Source organism: Anabaena sp. UHCC 0451 (genome assembly GCF_034931405.1).
Taxonomy (GTDB): Bacteria; Cyanobacteriota; Cyanobacteriia; order Cyanobacteriales; family Nostocaceae; genus RDYJ01.
The window spans coordinates 41735-59157 of the sequence record NZ_JAYGHA010000020.1 but is presented as its reverse complement, the minus strand read 5'-3'; the positions used below and the strand labels follow the sequence as shown (position 1 = coordinate 59157).

Sequence of the window (17423 nt, the reverse complement as noted above, 5' to 3'; positions counted from 1 at the left end):
GTTCTAATTTTGGAGAGAGGTAATGGCAGAAAGCTTAACCCTGACTTGCTCTGGCATATATTTATACCTGTTTTTGCAACAGCATGGAGTCTAACCTTCCCCAGTCCAATTCTCAAGATTTTTCATCTTCTACAGATGAAGCTTTGTTTATGGCGCTCAAAAATGGCGCCTCTTCGGCATTAAGCGTTTTATTCAATCGTCATGGTCGCTTAGTTTATGGATTAGCTCTAAAAATTTTGGCTGATTCCCAAGAAGCTGAAGACTTGACTCAAGAAATTTTTCTCACACTGTGGCGAAAAGCATCTAGTAATCCAGATTGTCGCTTTTTTGTGCGCTACTTGGTAACGGTAACGCGATCGCGGGCAATAGATAAGCTACGCGCTCGAACTAGACAACTCAAACTTGTGGAAAAATGGGGACAAACTATGACAAATGAAACAATCCCAGAACCAACACCCATTGAAAAGGCGAGTTTTGCAGAACGATCAGGACGAATTTACAATGCTCTTTTAGAACTCCCAGAAAAGCAACGTCAGGTTATCGAACTAGCTTATAACCAAGGATTAAGTCAGTCAGAAATCGCTAAAAAAATAGATATTCCTCTAGGGACAGTCAAAACCTGTACTCGCCAAGCATTAATAAAACTCAAGCGCATTTTGCTAGATTCTGATTTATCAATATATGAATAAATCTTTTGATTCCGAATATATAAATAACCTAGCTGCGGGGTTTGTCGTTGATGATCTCACCCCTGAAGAAGCTGAAGAGTTTCGGCTCTTAATTGATGAACATCCAGAACTGATTACTGAAATTGATGATTTGCAGGAAGTTCTGCGACAAGTATTAGATGGCTTTACTCAAGTAGAAGCACCAGCCCATCTACTACCCAAAATTCTAGAACAAGCTCAAAACTCTGCTCATCAAGCTACTGTACAAGAGATTAAAGTTAAGGAAATTAACAAGTCAACGCCAACACAAAAACCACTTCCATGGAGAAGAATTTTTGGTAGCATTGCTGTACTATGTGCAGTAGTTCTAGGAGTTGATAACTATCGGTTACGACAAAATCTGGGGATAATCACAGCAGAAAACCAGCGTTTAGTCCGGGATTTTACCCAAGCTCAAGTAGTGAAATCCATGCTCCAAAATAATGAAACGCGACTGTTTACTTTAAAAGGAGTCAACTCCACAGAGGTGGCTTCAGGGAGTATAGTTATCAATCCTGAACAACAAAAAGCGGTAATGCTTTTTCAAAATCTTCCCGCCCCACCTCCTGGTTATGTCTACTTATTATGGACAGTTGTTGCTAGTGAGAAATTACCCTGTGGTGAAGTCAAGCCATATCTTTGGGGAAATGCTGCCTATGAGTTACCATTTACAAATCAAATGTACAAAGAATTTTCTCACCCAGAATTTTCTGGGATAATTGTCACCTTAGAAAAAGATCCAAATGTCTCTCGTCCCACCGGCACTGTCATCATGAAAAGTTCACAAATTTGACATCCAATACTTTTTAGTTAAAAGTTTTTGTAGGTTGGGTTAAGCAACAGCGAAACCCAACAAATGCTGATAAATGTTGGGTTTAGATCAAATTAAAGTACCGCCACAACTAGAACCAGAACCAGCAGTACAACCGTAACAGTAATTTGCCGTTCTGATATTTTCGATTAAATCTAATGTGCCAGCATTCAATAATTTATTAACAGTTAGCATTTCACCATCATGAGTTTTTGATGGTAGATTTTCCATCTGATTAAAATCGCAATCATAGACATTACCTAGATAGTCAATAGAGAGTTCATCTCTACACATTAAATGCTCAACGGTAGTAGAGTTAAAATTAGATTCTAGAAATTGCAGATAAGGTCTGTGTAGTTCTTTGCGTTCTAAATATAACTTAGTTCGTCCAATTGGCAGATTTGTAATTGCGAATAAGTTGTTAAAACAAATCCCAAAATGTTCTTGTAAGAACACCTTATAATCTTGTTCCAGACTAGCTTGATTAGGAGTGAGAGAAAAGTTCTCTGTAGCCGGAAGTTGAGGATTATAAACTAAGTCAAGGATTAAATTGGGGTCTTGACCATAACCAAGACGATTCAGCCATTGCAGAGCGCGAATTGAGGCATCATACACACCATTTCCCCGCATTTTATCAACGTTGTCAGAGAGATAGCAAGGTAAAGAAGCCACAATTCTGACTTGATGTTGAGCGCAATAATCAGGAATATCACTAAACCCTGATTCAAAATAAATAGTCAAATTAGAACGCACAATTACCTGTTTACCATTAGCTCGTGCGGCCTCTACAATTGGTTTAAAACCATAGAGCATTTCCGGAGCGCCACCTGTCAAGTCTACAATTTTAATTTGGGGGAATTTCTCAATTAATGTAATTAATTGCTGACAAACTTCTGGAGAAAGTTCTTCGGTGCGTTTGGGACTAGCTTCTACATGACAATGACTACAAGCCAAATTACAACGTTTCCCCAAATTGATTTGTAAAACAGTAATTTGCTTTTTTGTTAAAGGTAAATTCAGCTTATTTCTAAAAGGTGTGATAACTGAATCTAAAGATAAAGGAATTACTTTTTGCTGAACCATTTTTAATCTTAATTCTAAGCTACAAAAAACTAATTACGTAAGTTGCTAGGTAAGAATTCAGGTAAGGCGATAAGATCCCCGACTTCTTTTATTTATTGTGTTCACAAATTATAAATTGATGTTAGAAGTCGGGGATCTGGGTATGAACGAGTGCTATAGCTGAATACTTACGTTGCTAGTTAGGGAAATTGTCAGAATCATGATTTACAGGATTTAAGGATGAACAGGATTAAGACTGCGATTTTATCACCAATTACCTATTACCTATTACCAGCCTTAACTAGATAACTAGCAATTTGGGTTAATGAAGGAAGAATAACTAACAACAGCCGCCACCATTGTAATGCCAAGTTGAATCTGTAATGAGTATTTCTTCTGTGTGTAATGCAGCTAATTTGGCAGCAGTTTTATCACATACAGCCGCTGGGACTCCTTCTTGGAGAATGTGTCCAGCTTTGTCATCAAAAAAGGGTTCTACTCCAGTGTAAATAGCTGTTTTACCTGTAAAAATACAAGCACCATCTTCAGGAATTGGCACATTAAAAGCTACACAATCGAGACTTTCTAATAGTAAATGTGATTCTAAACCATAATTTTGACGATTGAGGATACGGTAAGGACGACGCGCCCGAATTTCTACCTGACCAAAGCCAGCATTAACAAGATGTTCGATATACTGCTCATAAGTCATTGCTCCCGATAGGCACATAGCCCGCAGTCGTTCATCATTTTGCAGATGTTCAGGAATGGGACGAGTAGCAATAGGATCGCTCATCAGTAAGCGGCCATTGGGCTTTAAAACCCGAAAAGCTTCTTTTAAAGCTAAGTGTAAATCTGCTGGTTTAAAAATATTAAATAGACAATTTTGTGCTACTACATCTACAGAAGCATCAGGAACAGGTAAAGCAAAAGCATCTCCTTCTCGAATTTCCACAAAATTCGGCTCAAACCAAGGATTTTCTTGAGCAGCAAGTTCTAAATTCCGAATTGCTGCTAACCGCATAGCTGCTACAGGCTCAATTGCAATCACTGACCCCGGACGGCGAGAAAAATAAGCAAATTGCAGTGCTTCCAATCCACCACCAACGCCTACATACAGTACAGTTGGGTCGTTAGCTAGTTCTGTAGGGTGAACGGTTGTACCGCAACCATAATTCATTTCCTGCATCTGGATGGGAATTTTTAGTCCAGGTAGCTGTAGAGGACTACTTTGGACACAACATAATCCAATTTGTGGTGTTTCGGCGACTTCACTATAAAAGTTAGCGGTTGTTTCAAGATAGGTCATGAGAATTTTCTGGTGATATTACAGGAAAAGTTTGCTGTATTGCTAATTATGATGGATTTTCAGTAATTTTTAAATGCAGAGTTACGCAGATTAATTTCTCTGCGTTTCTCATACATGATTAAATTCACTTGAGTTTGGCGTGAGCTTCTAAAATAATTCTTTCTGTTTCCTCCCAACCAATACATTTGTCAGTTACTGAAACACCATATTGTAACTCTTCACGTTTACCAGTAATTGGTTGATTACCTGCATATAAATTTGATTCCAACATCATGCCTAATATGGAAGTATTACCATCAACTATTTGCTGAATGATGTTTTCTAAAACAACAGGTTGTAATTTGTAATCTTTATTGGTATTACCATGACTGCAATCAATTACTATCCTTGGTGGTAAATCTGCGGCTTTTAATTGTTCTTCTACAAATCTAACATTTTCGGGATCAAAGTTAGGCTGACTGCCACCACGTAAAATTACATGACCATGAGGATTACCTCTAGTTTGAAATACACTTACCTGTCCCTTTTGATTAATTCCTAAAAAATTATGTGGAGCTTTAGCTGATTTGAGAGCATTCAAAGCCACATTAATATTACCATCAGTCCCATTTTTAAAACCCACTGGCATGGAAAGACCACTAGCCATTTCTCGGTGAGTTTGTGATTCAGTTGTTCTCGCTCCAATTGCTGACCAAGCAACCAATTCACTAATATATTGAGGAATGATCGGATCAAGTGCCTCTGTTGCTGTTGGTAATCCAAATTCTGCCAGTTTTAATAATAAACTACGAGCAATTAAAATCCCGTTTTCAACATGGAAAGAATCATCCATATCGGGATCATTAATTAATCCTTTCCAGCCTACAGTAGTTCTAGGTTTTTCAAAATAAACCCGCATAATTAGCAGCAATTTATCCTCAACTTTTTCTGCTAAGATTTTCAATCTTTCAGCATATTCCATCGCTGCTTTAGGATCATGAATGGAACAGGGTCCAACTACAATAAATTTTCTGTGATCTTGGAAATCTAGAATTTGTTCTAGTTGTTGTCTGAATTTCAAAATTGTGTATTCAGCAGATTTAGTTAAAGGTAATTTTTCCTTAACTTGGTTGGGAGTTAACAAAACGTGCGAACTTTTAATGTTCGTGTTGATTAATTTGTTGATCATGGTAAAAATATCTACAGTTGCGTGATGCTTGTGGTTGTGTAAACGAATACTATACACAGTTTTAAGCAAAAATACAAGATAGTCACCTATTATTTGAATAACACCAATTGATTTACTTGAGTTTTTAGGCGTTGCTGATTTTAGGGATGAAAATAATTTTGCATACATTCAAGACCTTTGTAGAGACGTTCCATGGAACGTCTCTACCTCCAAAAATCATACGCCAATTCAGCAACGCCAGTTTTTAATTATTTGATGGGATTAGATTTGACTAAACACTAATTACTGTTTATTAATTCTATACATTCCATTAATAATATATTAAAACAATAACTAATAAATTATTAATCTATAAAAAAGCAGATATTTGGTAAAAATTATCATCTATAATAATTATTACCCCATATCTGCTGTTTCCGATTATTCAATTTTTCCAGTAGTTATGACCATATAACTTAACAACCAACCTGCTGCTGTAGCTCGTCGAGTTTCTCTAGGACTAAATTCACCAATTTTGTAACCTTTAAAACCCAGCTTTTGTTTAAGTAGTTGTTTATTCTCTTGAGGAATAGAGCGAGTTAATTTCATAGTAGCGGGGCGAGATTCCAGAAAATTTGTTGGTTGTGGGTATTCATCTCGCCATTCTGGTGATGCTTGAGTTGTATCCCACGTTTTAGTTGTAGGGTCATAGCGATAACCTAAGTGATACCATACCAATTGGTTAACGGTAGCATCATCAATTGTATCGTTGATAATCGCCCAAATTGTTTCTGTGTTGAGTGGTGGCAAGTTAGACATAAGCAATTTTAAATTTGTCTGTGGTTAGGTAAGAATTCAGGTAAGGCGATAAGATCCCCGACTTCTTTTATTTATTGTGTCCATAAATGATAAATTGATCTTAGAAGTCGGGGATCTAGATATGAACGATGATAAGGTCTCCGACTTTTTTTATTTAACGAAAGATTTCTGCAAAAAATTGTCGCATAGCTTGCCAAGAACGCTGATCTGCTTTTTGATCATAAAGTGCGCCCTTGATTTCGCCTTTATAAACTGGGTTGCTGAAAGCATGAACTGCCCCACCATAAGAAATTAATTGCCAGTCCACATTAGCCAAGCGCATTTCATTTTCAAAGCCTTGAACTTGCTGCTGTGGTACAAAGGGATCATCAGCACCATGCAAAACTAATACCTTGGCTTTGATGTTTTTGGCATCTTCGGGGTTAGGGGTGTCCAAGTTACCGTGAAAACTAACTACACCAGCAATATTTGCCCCACTGCGGGCTAATTCTAACACTGTACCACCACCAAAACAGTAACCAATAGCAGCAATGCGTTTAGTATCTGTCAAGGAAAATTTTTTCAAAACTTCTAAACCTGCGTTGGCACGTTCCCTTAATAATTTGCGATCCTGGCGATAAATAGTTGCTTGTTTACCTGATTCTTCTGGGTTTTTTGGTCTTATGCCCTTACCATAGATATCAGCAGCAAAAGCAACATAACCTAGTTTTGCTAATTGTTCAGTCCGTTGTTTCGCATAGGACTGTAAACCATTCCATTCATGAACCACTAACACACCTGGACGCTTATTTTTGATAGCGTCATTATAAGCCAGATATCCTTTTAAAATCGTATTTCCTTGCTTATATTCGATTGTTTTGGTTTTAATTGCTGCCAATACATCCATAGAAGTCAGCAAGACAACTACAGGTGTAAACAAAACAGAAAGCAAAATTTTCATGACTTTGTAAATACTAAAACACTGATCATGGTAAATTATCCCTGGAAAACTATTAAAAAAACCATCTGTGCCTGATATCTTAAGTGCGAAAATTTTGCTTCTGCTTTCTGGCTGATTTCCATCAGCTAATAAGAATGCCATTCTAGCAAGGCTAAATTGTTTAGTCACGTTACATTATTAGTTATATAAATAAAAGTCATTGTTGTTTCGCCTATTGATCGGCTACTAACATAAAACCATGAGTGCAACTGCTACTATTTCTCAAAATCCCCTACTCCAAGGCTGTGGTTTACCTTCATTTGCAGATATTACACCGGAGCAAGTAGAACCAGCTTTTAAGCATCTGTTATCAGAATTACAACAACAACTAGTTATATTAGAAGCTCAATTAGAAGCTCATGTACAACCGACTTGGAGTGGTTTAGTTGAACCGCTGGAAAAGTTGACAGAGAGGTTGTACTGGAGTTGGGGGATACTGAACCATCTAATGGGTGTTAAAAATAGCCCAGAATTACGTATAGCCTATCAAAAGGTTCAGCCACAAGTAGTACAGTTTATTAACACCCTGGGACAAAGCAAACCTATCTACAAGGCTTTTAAAGCCCTCCGCACTAGTGAGAGTTGGGAATTTTTAGAACCAGCCCAACAGCGCATTGTGGAAGCTGCGATTCGAGATGCAAAGCTGTCTGGTGTGGGTTTGGAAGGAAAAGCGCGAGAGCGTTTTAATGTTATTCAAATGCAGTTAGCAGAATTGGCTACTCAGTTTTCTAATCATCTCCTGGATGCTACTAAAACTTTTAGCTTAGTTTTAACAACTCAAGCCGAAATCAATGGTTTACCCAGGAGTTTACTGAGTTTAGCCGCCCAAGCTGCTCGCATCGCTGGGGAAGAATATGCTAATCCAGAAAATGGACCTTGGCATATTACTTTGGATTTTCCTAGTTATTTTCCCTTCATGCAACACAGTACCCGTCGGGATCTGCGGGAAAAATTATACAAAGCTTATATTACTCGTGCTTCTTCTGGGGAATTAAATAATAACCCTTTGATTGAAAGCATTTTAAAGTTACGCCAGGAACTTGCCGAATTAATTGGCTTTGAGAATTTTGCCGAACTCAGTTTAGCTAGTAAAATGGCCAAGAATGTGCCAGCAGTTGAAAAGCTACTGGAAGAATTACGCCAAGCTAGTTATAATGCGGCTGTTAAAGACTTAGAAGCACTTAAAGATTTTGCTAAATCCCAAAAAGCCGCAGAAGCAGATAATTTGCAGCATTGGGATATCAGCTTTTGGGCTGAACGTCAAAGAGAAGTCAAGTTTGCTTTTACTGAGGAGGAATTACGTCCTTATTTTCCTCTTCCCCAGGTGCTAGATGGGTTATTTGGACTAATTAAACGGCTATTTGGTGTAAATGTGACACCAGCAGATGGTCAAGCCCCTGTTTGGCATGAAGATGTCCGCTATTTTAAAATCTCGGATAAATATGGTAATGCGATCGCCTACTTTTATCTAGACCCCTATAGTCGTCCAGCCGAAAAACGTGGTGGTGCTTGGATGGATGCTTGTATTCATCGTCGCAAAATTACAGAACTGGGCATATCTAGTGTTCGCTTACCTGTAGCTTATTTGGTTTGCAACCAAACTCCACCAGTTGATAATAAGCCCAGTTTGATGACTTTTGACGAAGTAGAAACTTTGTTCCACGAGTTTGGACATGGTTTACACCATATGCTCACCAAAGTTGACTATACTGGAGCGGCAGGTATAAATAATGTTGAATGGGATGCTGTGGAATTGCCTAGCCAATTCATGGAAAACTGGTGTTATGACCGAACCACTTTGTTTGGTATGGCTAAACACTATAAAACGGGTGCATCTCTACCAGAGCATTATTATCAAAAGCTGTTAGCAGCCCGTAATTACATGAGCGGTTCGGCGATGTTGCGGCAAATTCATCTCAGCAGTGTCGATTTGGAACTACACTATCGCTATCGTCCTGGTGGTGATGAGACTCCTGTGGATGTCCGTCAACGCATTGCCAAAACTACTACCGTTTTATCACCACTACCTGAAGATGGTTTCTTATGTGCCTTTGGTCACATTTTTGAAGGTGGTTATGCGGCTGGTTACTATAGCTATAAGTGGGCGGAAGTTCTGAGTGCTGATGCTTTTGCTGCCTTTGAAGAAGCTGGGTTAGAAGATGAGGAAGCAATTCATGCTACTGGTAGACGCTACCGAGATACTGTTTTAGCTATGGGTGGTAGTATGCACCCAATGGCAGTTTTTCAAGCCTTCCGGGGTCGAGAACCCAGTACCACGGCTTTACTCAAACATAATGGTTTGCTACCTGCTGTATAAAATTAGGGGGTTGGGTTACGTTGTCGTTAACCCAACAAGATATTTAAAATCTAGGACTTAACTAAAATCAAATACAATTTATATACACAAAGTATGTATTGATTAGATAAACATTTATTTATTTTTATTTTTTAAAAAATTTTATTAAAAGTTAATGAAGTCCTGTTAACAAAGATTAATATAGATGAAAAATAATAACTAACATCATATTTCGTAAAGTTTATTAGGCTAAATTAAGAGTATGCTTAATTTATTGAAAGCCTAGTTGCAATTTTAAGTAACTAAGCGCAAATAAACTTAAAGTTTTATTAGTTTTTTGCTCATTTGTGAGCTTTAGTTGTAATAACTAAAAACTAAATAACTAAAAAATAAAGTTCATTTGTGCCTATTTGCTGACTAGGTTTTTGAGCGAAGTTGAGAACATCAATTCTGATGCTCAGTACTAGCAGCGAAACCCAAAGAAACCTTAAGAACAATTACGGAAGATGATACAAAAAATTTTGCTGGCTGTCTCTGGACTGGGACACGCAGAAGAAATGATGAAGACATTGAAAGAAATGCCATCTATCCAATCTGCAAAAGTTACAGTTCTGCACGTTGTACCCCCACAAAGCACTGCGGCTGCAATGACAGATAAGTGGGAAGAAGGTGGTAAGATTCTCGCTAATGCGATTCAATCTTTGGATTTAGATCCTAGTCAGGTTTCTTCGATTTTGCGACAAGGTGATCCTAAAGATGTAGTTTGTCAAGTAGCTGACGAAATAGATGCTGACTTGATTATTATGGGTTCACGAGGACTAAAGCGGCTGCAATCAATTTTAGGCAACTCTGTCAGCCAATATGTTTTCCAGTTGTCTGCTCGTCCCATGTTGCTGGTTAAAGATGACATTTATGTCAAAAGAATTAAGCGCATTATGGTGGCAATGGATAACTCTGAATCAGCAACAAATTGCTTGAAGTTAGGTTTATTTTTGCTGAAAAATGTCACCGGTGGTCAGTTAATTTTGGCTAATGTCAATACAGACTTGGGCGGTAAATTATCAGGAATTACTGATATCAAGCCAGAAAGAGATTCAGTTTTGGGAAATGCTGTAGCCGAAGCGGAAAAACAAGCTATTCCTGTGCGTTGTGTGACTAGTAGTGGCAAACCCGGAGAAGAAATTTGCCGTTTAGCCCAAGAACTGAATGTAGACTTATTATTACTAGGTTCTCCAGATCGTCGTCCATCTATTGCTAAGAGTTTTGTTGATTTAGACCGACTCATCGGTGCTTCTTTATCTGATTATGTACGAGTTAATGCAACTTGTCCAGTATTGTTGTCGCGGACGGCTTCATAATTAGGTACTATTACAGCACGCCATAAATTACTATCCCATTAAAAGCGGTTGATAAATAAAAACCCTCTGCACCAATGGTGGAGAGGTTTTTTATTTTATCATCGACAGCTGATTAGTTTTTTCCACCTTCACGGCTGGAAGTTTGGATGTAAAGCATTATTAAAAACACAGCGGGAACAAGCACAAATAGAATGCTTGCTACAAAGCCCAGGTCATTAACTTGCATAGCAAGATAGCCTCTCTTTAAATTGATTTCCAGTCAACATTTCTAGAATAGCATCATCAATGACAGATTTATTCCAAATTTTATGTTTTGGTCAATTAAGGTTTGGTAAGGACGCTAACAGGTCCGTTAACTAGGGTTTGGCAAGCAAGACGATAGTTATCTGGCTTGTTCTTGAATTTGCGGGTTTCAAAATCGGTACGGGGTGAGAGGTTTTCCAGTCCTTCCACTATTTCAACAATACAGGTAGCGCATTGACCAGAACCACCACAATTTGTCATTTTTCCCCAGGCTTTATAGATATCAATGCCATTTTCCATAGCTTTGAGTCGGAGGTTGGCACCATTTGCAGCGACTACTTCTTTATTCTCTTTGACAAATTTGATGTTTCCCATAACTGATTCCTCTCTGAGTGATAAACGTGCCTTTTGGCTGTTTTTTGGTTAAGCTCGTTACAATATTTTACTTAAATTCTTGATAATTTATTGCAAAATATTAAGAAATACGAATTTTATAAAAGATAATTATCAAAAAAATAGGACAGGTGTATAATACCTGTCCACCAAATTGATGCTCAATTAATTTACCTGAAACCAACGGCTGCTTGCCAAACGAAAGCAAGCAACAAGAAGAAAACAGGAATTACTGGGAGAACATCTACCAAGGGGTCGAATATTTGGTAAGCTTCAGGCAGTTTTGCTAATAAAAGTGCTGCTTCCATGTTTGTTTAAATCCACCTAATCCAACACATCTTTCATAATTGAAATGTATACTAACATGATTTGGTAATTGGTAATTGGTAATTGGGAAAGAAGGGAACAGGGAACAGGGAACAGGGAACAGAAGGCAAAAGGCAAAAGGCAAAAGGCAAAAGGCAAAAGGCAAGAGGCAAGAGGAAAATAATCTATTCTATTCTCTATTCTCTATTCTCTCTTCTCTCTCAACTGTCACCTGTCACCTGTCACCTGTCCCCAGTCACCTCTTCCTCTTTCAGCCAGTGGCCAAAGTCTGTAACAAAGCGATCGCTCAAAATTGATTCTCTAATCTTTTGGGTAAAGCGAATTAATTCAGTGATGTTGTGAATACTTAATAATGTATAAGCTAATATTTCCTGCGATCGCACTAAATGAGAAATATAAGCACGACTGAAATTTTCACAAGCATAACAAGGGCAAGTTTCATCTAAGGGCGTAAAATCTTCACGAAACTTAGCATTTTTTAAATTCCATCTTTCACCGGATACGATTGCTGTTCCGTGTCGCGCCCATCTCGTAGGAATCACACAATCAAATAAATCTACACCAGAAGCGATCGCCATCGCCATTTCTCGATAAGTACCCACACCCATCAAATAACGCGGCTTATTATGTGGTAGCAGCGATGCTGTAGCTTGCACAATTGGGGCAATTAATTCTGGTGGTTCACCCACACTCACCCCACCAATAGCATATCCCGGCATATCTAACTTAGCTAAAGCCTCCGCAGCACGGGCGCGTAAATCCAAATATACACCACCCTGCACAATGGGAAACAATGCTTGATCAGTGCGTTGATGTGCCACTATACAACGTTCTAACCAGCGGTAAGTCCTTTCTGTGGCTGCTTCCACCTCTTGACGAGTAGCGGGATAGGGGGGACATTCATCAAAAGCCATAATTACATCCGCCCCTAAAATATTTTGAATTTCAATAGAGCGTTCTGGCGTTAATTTAATAATTTGTCCATCATGAGGTGAGCGAAAAGTTACACCTTCTTCTGTAATTTTTCGCATTTCGCTTAAACTGAAAACCTGGAATCCACCGGAATCAGTGAGCATCGGACCATGCCAGCCCATGAACTTGTGCAGTCCCCCAGCAGCAGAGACAATTGCTTCTCCCGGTTGCAGATGCAAATGATAGGTATTAGATAAGACCATTTGCGCCCCTGTATCCTTGAGTTGAGCAGGGGTGATAGTTTTCACGTTAGCCAGTGTTCCCACAGGCATAAATCTGGGAGTTTCCACAAGTCCATGGGGGGTGGAAAATACACCTGCTCTGGCTTTTGTCTGACTACAGGTAGCTAGAAGTTGAAAAGAAAAATTGGACATTAGTCATAAGTCATTAGTTGTAGGGGCGTATCCCTAACGGGACTGGCAGCATCAGCATTCAAGCGATAAATTATCGGTTTTTCCCCTAGTAGGGGCGAAGCATTCGGGCGATAAATTATCGGTTTTTTCCCTAGTTTATTTTCCGAATGCTTCGCCCTTACAGCGAATGCTAATGCTTTCAGTCCCGTCAGGGATACGTTCGTACATTGGTCATTAGTTGTAGTTCCCAATACCTAGTAACCAGCAATTGGGGGGTGAGACCCTGCTATATATTACAGTCCTGGTGGGTATATTATTTTTGAGTTAAAAGCAATCAGAACAATCATCATCAATTTCTGCATCCCATCTAGCTGATAGCACCTGCTCCATCATTGCTTCTATCGCTCCGACATGAAAATGGCGATCGCATCTTTCTTGCAAAGGTGTAGATAGGGGAATGAGACGCAAACACATTTCTTCTTGGATTAAATCAAAGTATGTTTCCTGCTGGGGCGAATGCTTTAATTCCAGATAGTCAAAACTATATATATTCAGATACAGGGCATTGTTGGCGACTAATGTAGACCTTTGGGAATGGACAAATACTTCCATCACATCCCCATCACCCTCGCTGAGTAGCTTGTTGTCTTGGGTGTAGATGTAGTGGACTCGACCTAAATCAGTCAGCAGTCGGCGAATATCGAGCTTATTCACAATTACGCCAGCGTTGACAATACACGGGGCTGGTATCCTGGTGTTGGGTAGATGATGACTCATAAAGCAATAGCGATTTAGGGAAGGTGAGCGACAACACAGCTAAAAAGTCAATGGCCTAGCTTTTTGACTGTACAAAACCCTACATTTCCAAAATATCAACTTTGTATGGCGATCGTCCATGAAAACTACCTGATTTCATCTGAACTTTTTACGGTAAGTTTAGATTCTGTATCTAATGACCACTTTTTCCCTATGGTAAATTTCCATCAACTGCGGCAGTTATGCAAACAGCAATTGTTAGACATAATTGCATCAGTGATATTCTATACAGCAATTCCTCTACCCTATGTTAAAGGTTTAGACTTCCAAAAAGTAGCGTATTTTGCTCCGGCTTTGGGGTTAATGATGGGCGGAATGTTAGGTCTATTAGATACAGTAATCAATTACTTAGGCGTACCATTATTAACTCGTAGTGCTTTGGTAGTGATATTTTGGGTAGGGATAACAGGAGGACTGCATTTAGATGGAGCAATGGATACTGCTGATGGTTTAGCAGTAGGTGATCCCCAAAGAAGGTTGCAGGTAATGGCTGATAGTGCCACGGGTGCTTTTGGGGCAATGGCAGCTGTAGCTATTTTACTACTGAAAACTGCTGCTTTGGTAGATATGTCAGAAAATCGCTCTTTATTATTAATGGCGGCTTGTGGCTGGGGACGTTGGGGACAACAAGTAGCTATTTGTCAATATCCTTATCTTAAACCTACTGGTAAAGGCGCATTTCATAAACAAGCTATTCGTTCTTACACAGATTTATTACCAAGTCTATTTTTATTGATAAGTTTGAGTATTTTAGTTTGGTTCATTAATCACCAAAATCTATTTTTATCTATAGGAATGCTGGTTGGAGGATGTGCGATCGCTCTTCTCACCGCAGCTTGGTTTAACTATAAACTCGGTGGACATACAGGAGATACCTATGGCGCAGTTGTTGAATGGACTGAAGCCTTATTTTTGTGTGTAATGACGGTTTTTAGGTAATTGGTAATTGGTAATTGGTAATTGGTAAAACTCATCATTGGATATTTAGGTGAATTTAATAACATTTGTTTTTTTATCAATGAGTCTTATTTGTGCTTGTTTAGAGATAAATGATAATTTTAATTTATAGATTTAGCATTTTCGTTTTAATATTCCTAACTCACCGCGATTTGCCCTTAACATTTCTTAATAATTAATTGAGAATCTTTTTTATTTACTCACGGACTTGCAATACTTTCAGCCTTATGCTATGATTTTGTAAATTTTCATAATTGGTTTATTATATTCAATTTTGCAATTTTCATAAAACTTAATATTCAAATCCTTGATATATCTGCTTTTGAGAAATTAGAATAAAAATGAGTTTACATACCTTTACAAAAAACGACCTCTGTCTTTAACAAATTTTCGGGGTGAACGGAACTGGAAATGATGGGATGGGATAAATAGTATATCTTTGTTATTGACAAATTTGTAATTGAGTGGTAGGTGAGAGGGATGAAGTGAAAATAGAGCGATCGCAATTCAAAGTTATAATGAAATTACAATAAATTTCAGATCAATGAGGTAAAGAATCAAAATTTAAACCTATACACAAAGCCTGTTTTACTCCTGACTCCTGACTCCTGACTCCTGCTGGATAGTATTTTTTGAGGTAACAATATGCAAATTTTCAGCACAAATAGCTTAATAAACTTAAAAAAATTATATGAATCAGACTATTTAGCTTGGTATGAAATGACTTTGGAAAAAATAAAAAATAATCAATTAAATGATTTAGATTTAGATAGCCTAAGTGAGGTTTTGGAAAATTTGGTTAGAGATACTAAACGCAGTGGAGAAAGTTATTTAAGACAAATTATTATTCATTTATTATTAATTGAATACTGGGAAGCAGAAAGCATAAATCGTCGTCATTGGGCAGCAGAAATTGTTAATTTTCGTAATGAGTTAGAAACGGATATGACTACGAATTTAAGAAAACACTTAAATGAAGAAAAAGAAAATAATTATCAGAAAGCTATTAAGTATGTGATAGCAAAAACAGGTTTAAAGAAAAACATTTTTCCTGAACAATGTCCTTATACTTTAGAACAGTTAATTGATGGTGATTGGTTTTCTGATACTATCAATATTGAATTTTAAGTAGGGGATGCTCAGAAATTATTCTCATTGAGGTTTAGGAGTCAGTCAGTAGGGGTTTAGCAATGCTAAACCCTTACACATCAATCACATCAATTACAGGATATTTTAATGGTGATGTAGAGACATTTGATCAAACATCTCTACAATCTGGTTTCCCGAAAGGATACCAAGAACTAGGCTAAGGTAGTAGTAAAATTACCAATTCCCAAAGTACCTGTTAAACCTGTCACCTCAACAATGGCATCAGCAGTAGCACTAAACCCGGCTGTAGCATTATTAATAGCTACAAAGGTACGGCTACCAAAGGTGAATTGAGCAGCAGAGTTAGCTGTAAAAGTAGCGGTAGTTAACTTAGCAGCAATCCCAGCAACATCGAGAGTGGCTACAGATCCCACATTATTGAATGCGCTACGTGCAGTAGCAACGAGGAATAAATCATTACCAGCAGTAGCATTGAAGTCAGTAATCACATCAAAGTTACTGAAGACGGAATCAGCTAACTTGCGGTATTCAAAACGATCAACTCCCAACCCTCCAGTGAGAGTATCTTTTCCTAGTCCTCCTATTAATCGGTCATTACCAGCACCACCAACAAGAATGTTCTGACTCTTGTTACCAGTGATGACGTTATTACCTGCGTTACCTGTACCGTTAATTCCAGCTGTTCCTGTCAGGGTGAGGTTTTCAATGTTGGTTAGGGCAGCAATACTAAAGGTGACACTAGATTGAATTGTATCTGTCCCTTCCCCGGCAAGTTCAATAATGGTGTCAGTGGTGGTATTAACTACATAACGATCATTGCCTTTTCCACCAATCAAGGTATCAATACCTGCTCCACCATTGAGGATATCATTACCATTATTACCAGTAAGAATGTTATTCTTACCGTTACCAGTGATGGAGTTATTACGATTATTCCCTGTACCATTAATCGTGCCTGCTCCTGTGAGGGTGAGGTTTTCGATGTTGGTTAGGGTGGCAATACTAAATGTGACACTTGATTGAATTCTATCTGTCCCTTCTCCAGCAAGTTCAGTAATGGTGTCAGTGGTGCTATCAACAATGTAAGTATCATTGCCTAAACCACCAATCAGGGTATCAATACCCGCACCACCATTGAGTGTATCGTTACCAGCATCACCATTCAGAGTTTCATTATTTGCAGTGCCATTGAGGATGTCATTACCAGCGGTACCATTGATGATCAAGTTGGCTGAATCTGTTTCAGCCACATACGTTCCTGGATTCGGATCTCCAGCACCAAACTTTTGAACCCAATAGTGATTATAATTTGTAGTCCCCGTATCATTTGCTAGGTATGCGTATCCTAGCCCCATGTGGGTATAAGTGGCATTTAAAAGATTAGCGCGATGGCCAGGACTGTCTATCCAACCTTGAACCACCTGTTGTGCCGTTGTGTACCCAGCCGCTATATTTTCCCCTACATAACTGCTGCTATAGCCCTCTGCGCTTGCTCTGGTAACAGGGGTTGAGCCGTTTGGATCATTATGACTAAAAAAGTCTCCAGTCGCCATGCGATTGGCGTATTTATCGGCTGCCTGATCCAATTCCTGAGATAACGTTAAGGATAAGACACCATTTTGCGCCCGATATTGATTAACAAGGTCGAGAACGATCTGGTCAAACTGGTCTTGTCGTAATATAGCCATCAACTTGCTCCTTGGGTTGTTATGTATCTCTTAGTTCGACCATTTTGAAAACTGTTAACCTATTTGGGTTTTATTT

17 protein-coding genes are annotated in these 17423 nt (G+C 38.5%); 6 read left to right on the top strand and 11 right to left on the bottom strand.

Annotated features, from left to right (window positions below; all coding sequences use genetic code 11):
* The first annotated feature begins 83 nt into the window (after positions 1-83).
* The gene (locus VB694_RS15235) at positions 84-689 is read left to right on the top strand and encodes a sigma-70 family RNA polymerase sigma factor (RefSeq protein ID WP_323361169.1); all 606 of its coding nucleotides are present in this window, start codon (positions 84-86) and stop codon (positions 687-689) included.
* A complete protein-coding gene (locus VB694_RS15230) occupies positions 682-1500 on the top strand; it encodes an anti-sigma factor (RefSeq protein ID WP_323361167.1) in 819 nt (272 codons plus the stop codon). Before VB694_RS15235 ends, VB694_RS15230 begins: the two co-directional genes overlap by 8 nt.
* Positions 1501-1587: 87 nt before the next feature.
* Here VB694_RS15230 and arsS read toward each other — a convergent pair whose 3' ends face one another.
* From arsS to VB694_RS15205, 5 genes are all read right to left on the bottom strand, one after another.
* Positions 1588-2601 (bottom strand): arsenosugar biosynthesis radical SAM (seleno)protein ArsS, encoded by a 1014-nt coding sequence (gene arsS, locus VB694_RS15225; protein WP_323361166.1) that lies wholly within the window; start codon positions 2599-2601, stop codon positions 1588-1590.
* 319 nt (positions 2602-2920) lie between these two features.
* Positions 2921-3889 carry an arsenosugar biosynthesis arsenite methyltransferase ArsM gene (arsM, locus tag VB694_RS15220; protein ID WP_323361165.1) on the bottom strand — a complete coding sequence of 323 codons (969 nt, stop codon included), beginning with the start codon at positions 3887-3889 and terminating at the stop codon, positions 2921-2923.
* Between the two features lie 124 nt (positions 3890-4013).
* Positions 4014-5057 carry a 3-deoxy-7-phosphoheptulonate synthase gene (locus tag VB694_RS15215; protein ID WP_323361164.1) on the bottom strand — a complete coding sequence of 348 codons (1044 nt, stop codon included), beginning with the start codon at positions 5055-5057 and terminating at the stop codon, positions 4014-4016.
* Between the two features lie 420 nt (positions 5058-5477).
* Positions 5478-5855, bottom strand: a complete 378-nt coding sequence (locus VB694_RS15210; protein ID WP_323361163.1) for a DUF1823 family protein — start codon at positions 5853-5855, stop codon at positions 5478-5480.
* 154 nt (positions 5856-6009) lie between these two features.
* The gene (locus VB694_RS15205) at positions 6010-6795 is read right to left on the bottom strand and encodes a dienelactone hydrolase family protein (RefSeq protein WP_323361215.1); all 786 of its coding nucleotides are present in this window, start codon (positions 6793-6795) and stop codon (positions 6010-6012) included.
* 238 nt (positions 6796-7033) lie between these two features.
* Here VB694_RS15205 and VB694_RS15200 point away from each other — a divergent pair, with 238 nt between their 5' ends.
* Together VB694_RS15200 and VB694_RS15195 are read left to right on the top strand one after the other, a co-directional pair.
* Complete coding sequence (locus VB694_RS15200) at positions 7034-9151, top strand: M3 family metallopeptidase (RefSeq protein WP_323361162.1); 2118 nt, start codon at positions 7034-7036, stop codon at positions 9149-9151.
* A 485-nt stretch (positions 9152-9636) separates the two neighbouring features.
* Positions 9637-10488, top strand: a complete 852-nt coding sequence (locus VB694_RS15195) for a universal stress protein (protein WP_323361161.1) — start codon at positions 9637-9639, stop codon at positions 10486-10488.
* 112 nt (positions 10489-10600) lie between these two features.
* Here VB694_RS15195 and psbM read toward each other — a convergent pair whose 3' ends face one another.
* The 5 genes from psbM to VB694_RS15170 all read right to left on the bottom strand — a co-directional run bounded on the left by psbM (position 10601) and on the right by VB694_RS15170 (position 13553).
* On the bottom strand, positions 10601-10714 hold the full coding sequence (gene psbM / locus VB694_RS15190; protein ID WP_323361160.1) for a photosystem II reaction center protein PsbM: 114 nt from the start codon (positions 10712-10714) through the stop codon (positions 10601-10603).
* Positions 10715-10809: 95 nt separating this feature from the next.
* Entirely contained in the window at positions 10810-11106 is a 297-nt protein-coding gene (locus VB694_RS15185; protein ID WP_323361159.1) for a 2Fe-2S iron-sulfur cluster-binding protein, read from the bottom strand.
* Positions 11107-11294: 188 nt separating this feature from the next.
* Positions 11295-11432: a photosystem II reaction center protein K gene (locus VB694_RS15180; RefSeq protein WP_006195022.1), complete on the bottom strand. Its 138-nt coding sequence runs from the start codon at positions 11430-11432 to the stop codon at positions 11295-11297.
* Positions 11433-11672: 240 nt separating this feature from the next.
* On the bottom strand, positions 11673-12797 hold the full coding sequence (tgt, locus tag VB694_RS15175; protein WP_323361158.1) for a tRNA guanosine(34) transglycosylase Tgt: 1125 nt from the start codon (positions 12795-12797) through the stop codon (positions 11673-11675).
* A 303-nt stretch (positions 12798-13100) separates the two neighbouring features.
* Positions 13101-13553 (bottom strand): hypothetical protein, encoded by a 453-nt coding sequence (locus VB694_RS15170; protein ID WP_323361157.1) that lies wholly within the window; start codon positions 13551-13553, stop codon positions 13101-13103.
* A gap of 192 nt (positions 13554-13745) precedes the next feature.
* Between VB694_RS15170 and cobS the strand changes: the two genes are divergently transcribed.
* Both cobS and VB694_RS15160 read left to right on the top strand, forming a co-directional pair.
* Positions 13746-14531 (top strand): adenosylcobinamide-GDP ribazoletransferase, encoded by a 786-nt coding sequence (gene cobS / locus VB694_RS15165; protein WP_323361214.1) that lies wholly within the window; start codon positions 13746-13748, stop codon positions 14529-14531.
* Positions 14532-15194: 663 nt separating this feature from the next.
* Positions 15195-15677, top strand: a complete 483-nt coding sequence (locus VB694_RS15160) for a DUF29 domain-containing protein (RefSeq protein ID WP_323361156.1) — start codon at positions 15195-15197, stop codon at positions 15675-15677.
* Positions 15678-15850: 173 nt separating this feature from the next.
* Here VB694_RS15160 and VB694_RS15155 read toward each other — a convergent pair whose 3' ends face one another.
* A complete protein-coding gene (locus tag VB694_RS15155; protein ID WP_323361155.1) occupies positions 15851-17347 on the bottom strand; it encodes a CAP domain-containing protein in 1497 nt (498 codons plus the stop codon).
* Between the last annotated feature and the right edge of the window lie 76 nt (positions 17348-17423).

Coding starts and splice junctions, on each gene's coding strand:
- tgt (WP_323361158.1), bottom strand. CDS start 12,797: ATGTCCAATTTTTCTTTTCAACTTCTAGCTACCTGTAGTCAGACAAAA.
- cobS (WP_323361214.1), top strand. CDS start 13,746: ATGGTAAATTTCCATCAACTGCGGCAGTTATGCAAACAGCAATTGTTA.
- arsS (WP_323361166.1), bottom strand. CDS start 2,601: ATGGTTCAGCAAAAAGTAATTCCTTTATCTTTAGATTCAGTTATCACA.
- VB694_RS15230 (WP_323361167.1), top strand. CDS start 682: ATGAATAAATCTTTTGATTCCGAATATATAAATAACCTAGCTGCGGGG.
- VB694_RS15210 (WP_323361163.1), bottom strand. CDS start 5,855: ATGTCTAACTTGCCACCACTCAACACAGAAACAATTTGGGCGATTATC.
- VB694_RS15185 (WP_323361159.1), bottom strand. CDS start 11,106: ATGGGAAACATCAAATTTGTCAAAGAGAATAAAGAAGTAGTCGCTGCA.
- VB694_RS15170 (WP_323361157.1), bottom strand. CDS start 13,553: ATGAGTCATCATCTACCCAACACCAGGATACCAGCCCCGTGTATTGTC.
- arsM (WP_323361165.1), bottom strand. CDS start 3,889: ATGACCTATCTTGAAACAACCGCTAACTTTTATAGTGAAGTCGCCGAA.
- psbM (WP_323361160.1), bottom strand. CDS start 10,714: ATGCAAGTTAATGACCTGGGCTTTGTAGCAAGCATTCTATTTGTGCTT.
- VB694_RS15215 (WP_323361164.1), bottom strand. CDS start 5,057: ATGATCAACAAATTAATCAACACGAACATTAAAAGTTCGCACGTTTTG.
- VB694_RS15200 (WP_323361162.1), top strand. CDS start 7,034: ATGAGTGCAACTGCTACTATTTCTCAAAATCCCCTACTCCAAGGCTGT.
- VB694_RS15160 (WP_323361156.1), top strand. CDS start 15,195: ATGCAAATTTTCAGCACAAATAGCTTAATAAACTTAAAAAAATTATAT.
- VB694_RS15155 (WP_323361155.1), bottom strand. CDS start 17,347: ATGGCTATATTACGACAAGACCAGTTTGACCAGATCGTTCTCGACCTT.
- VB694_RS15205 (WP_323361215.1), bottom strand. CDS start 6,795: ATGAAAATTTTGCTTTCTGTTTTGTTTACACCTGTAGTTGTCTTGCTG.
- VB694_RS15195 (WP_323361161.1), top strand. CDS start 9,637: ATGATACAAAAAATTTTGCTGGCTGTCTCTGGACTGGGACACGCAGAA.
- VB694_RS15180 (WP_006195022.1), bottom strand. CDS start 11,432: ATGGAAGCAGCACTTTTATTAGCAAAACTGCCTGAAGCTTACCAAATA.
- VB694_RS15235 (WP_323361169.1), top strand. CDS start 84: ATGGAGTCTAACCTTCCCCAGTCCAATTCTCAAGATTTTTCATCTTCT.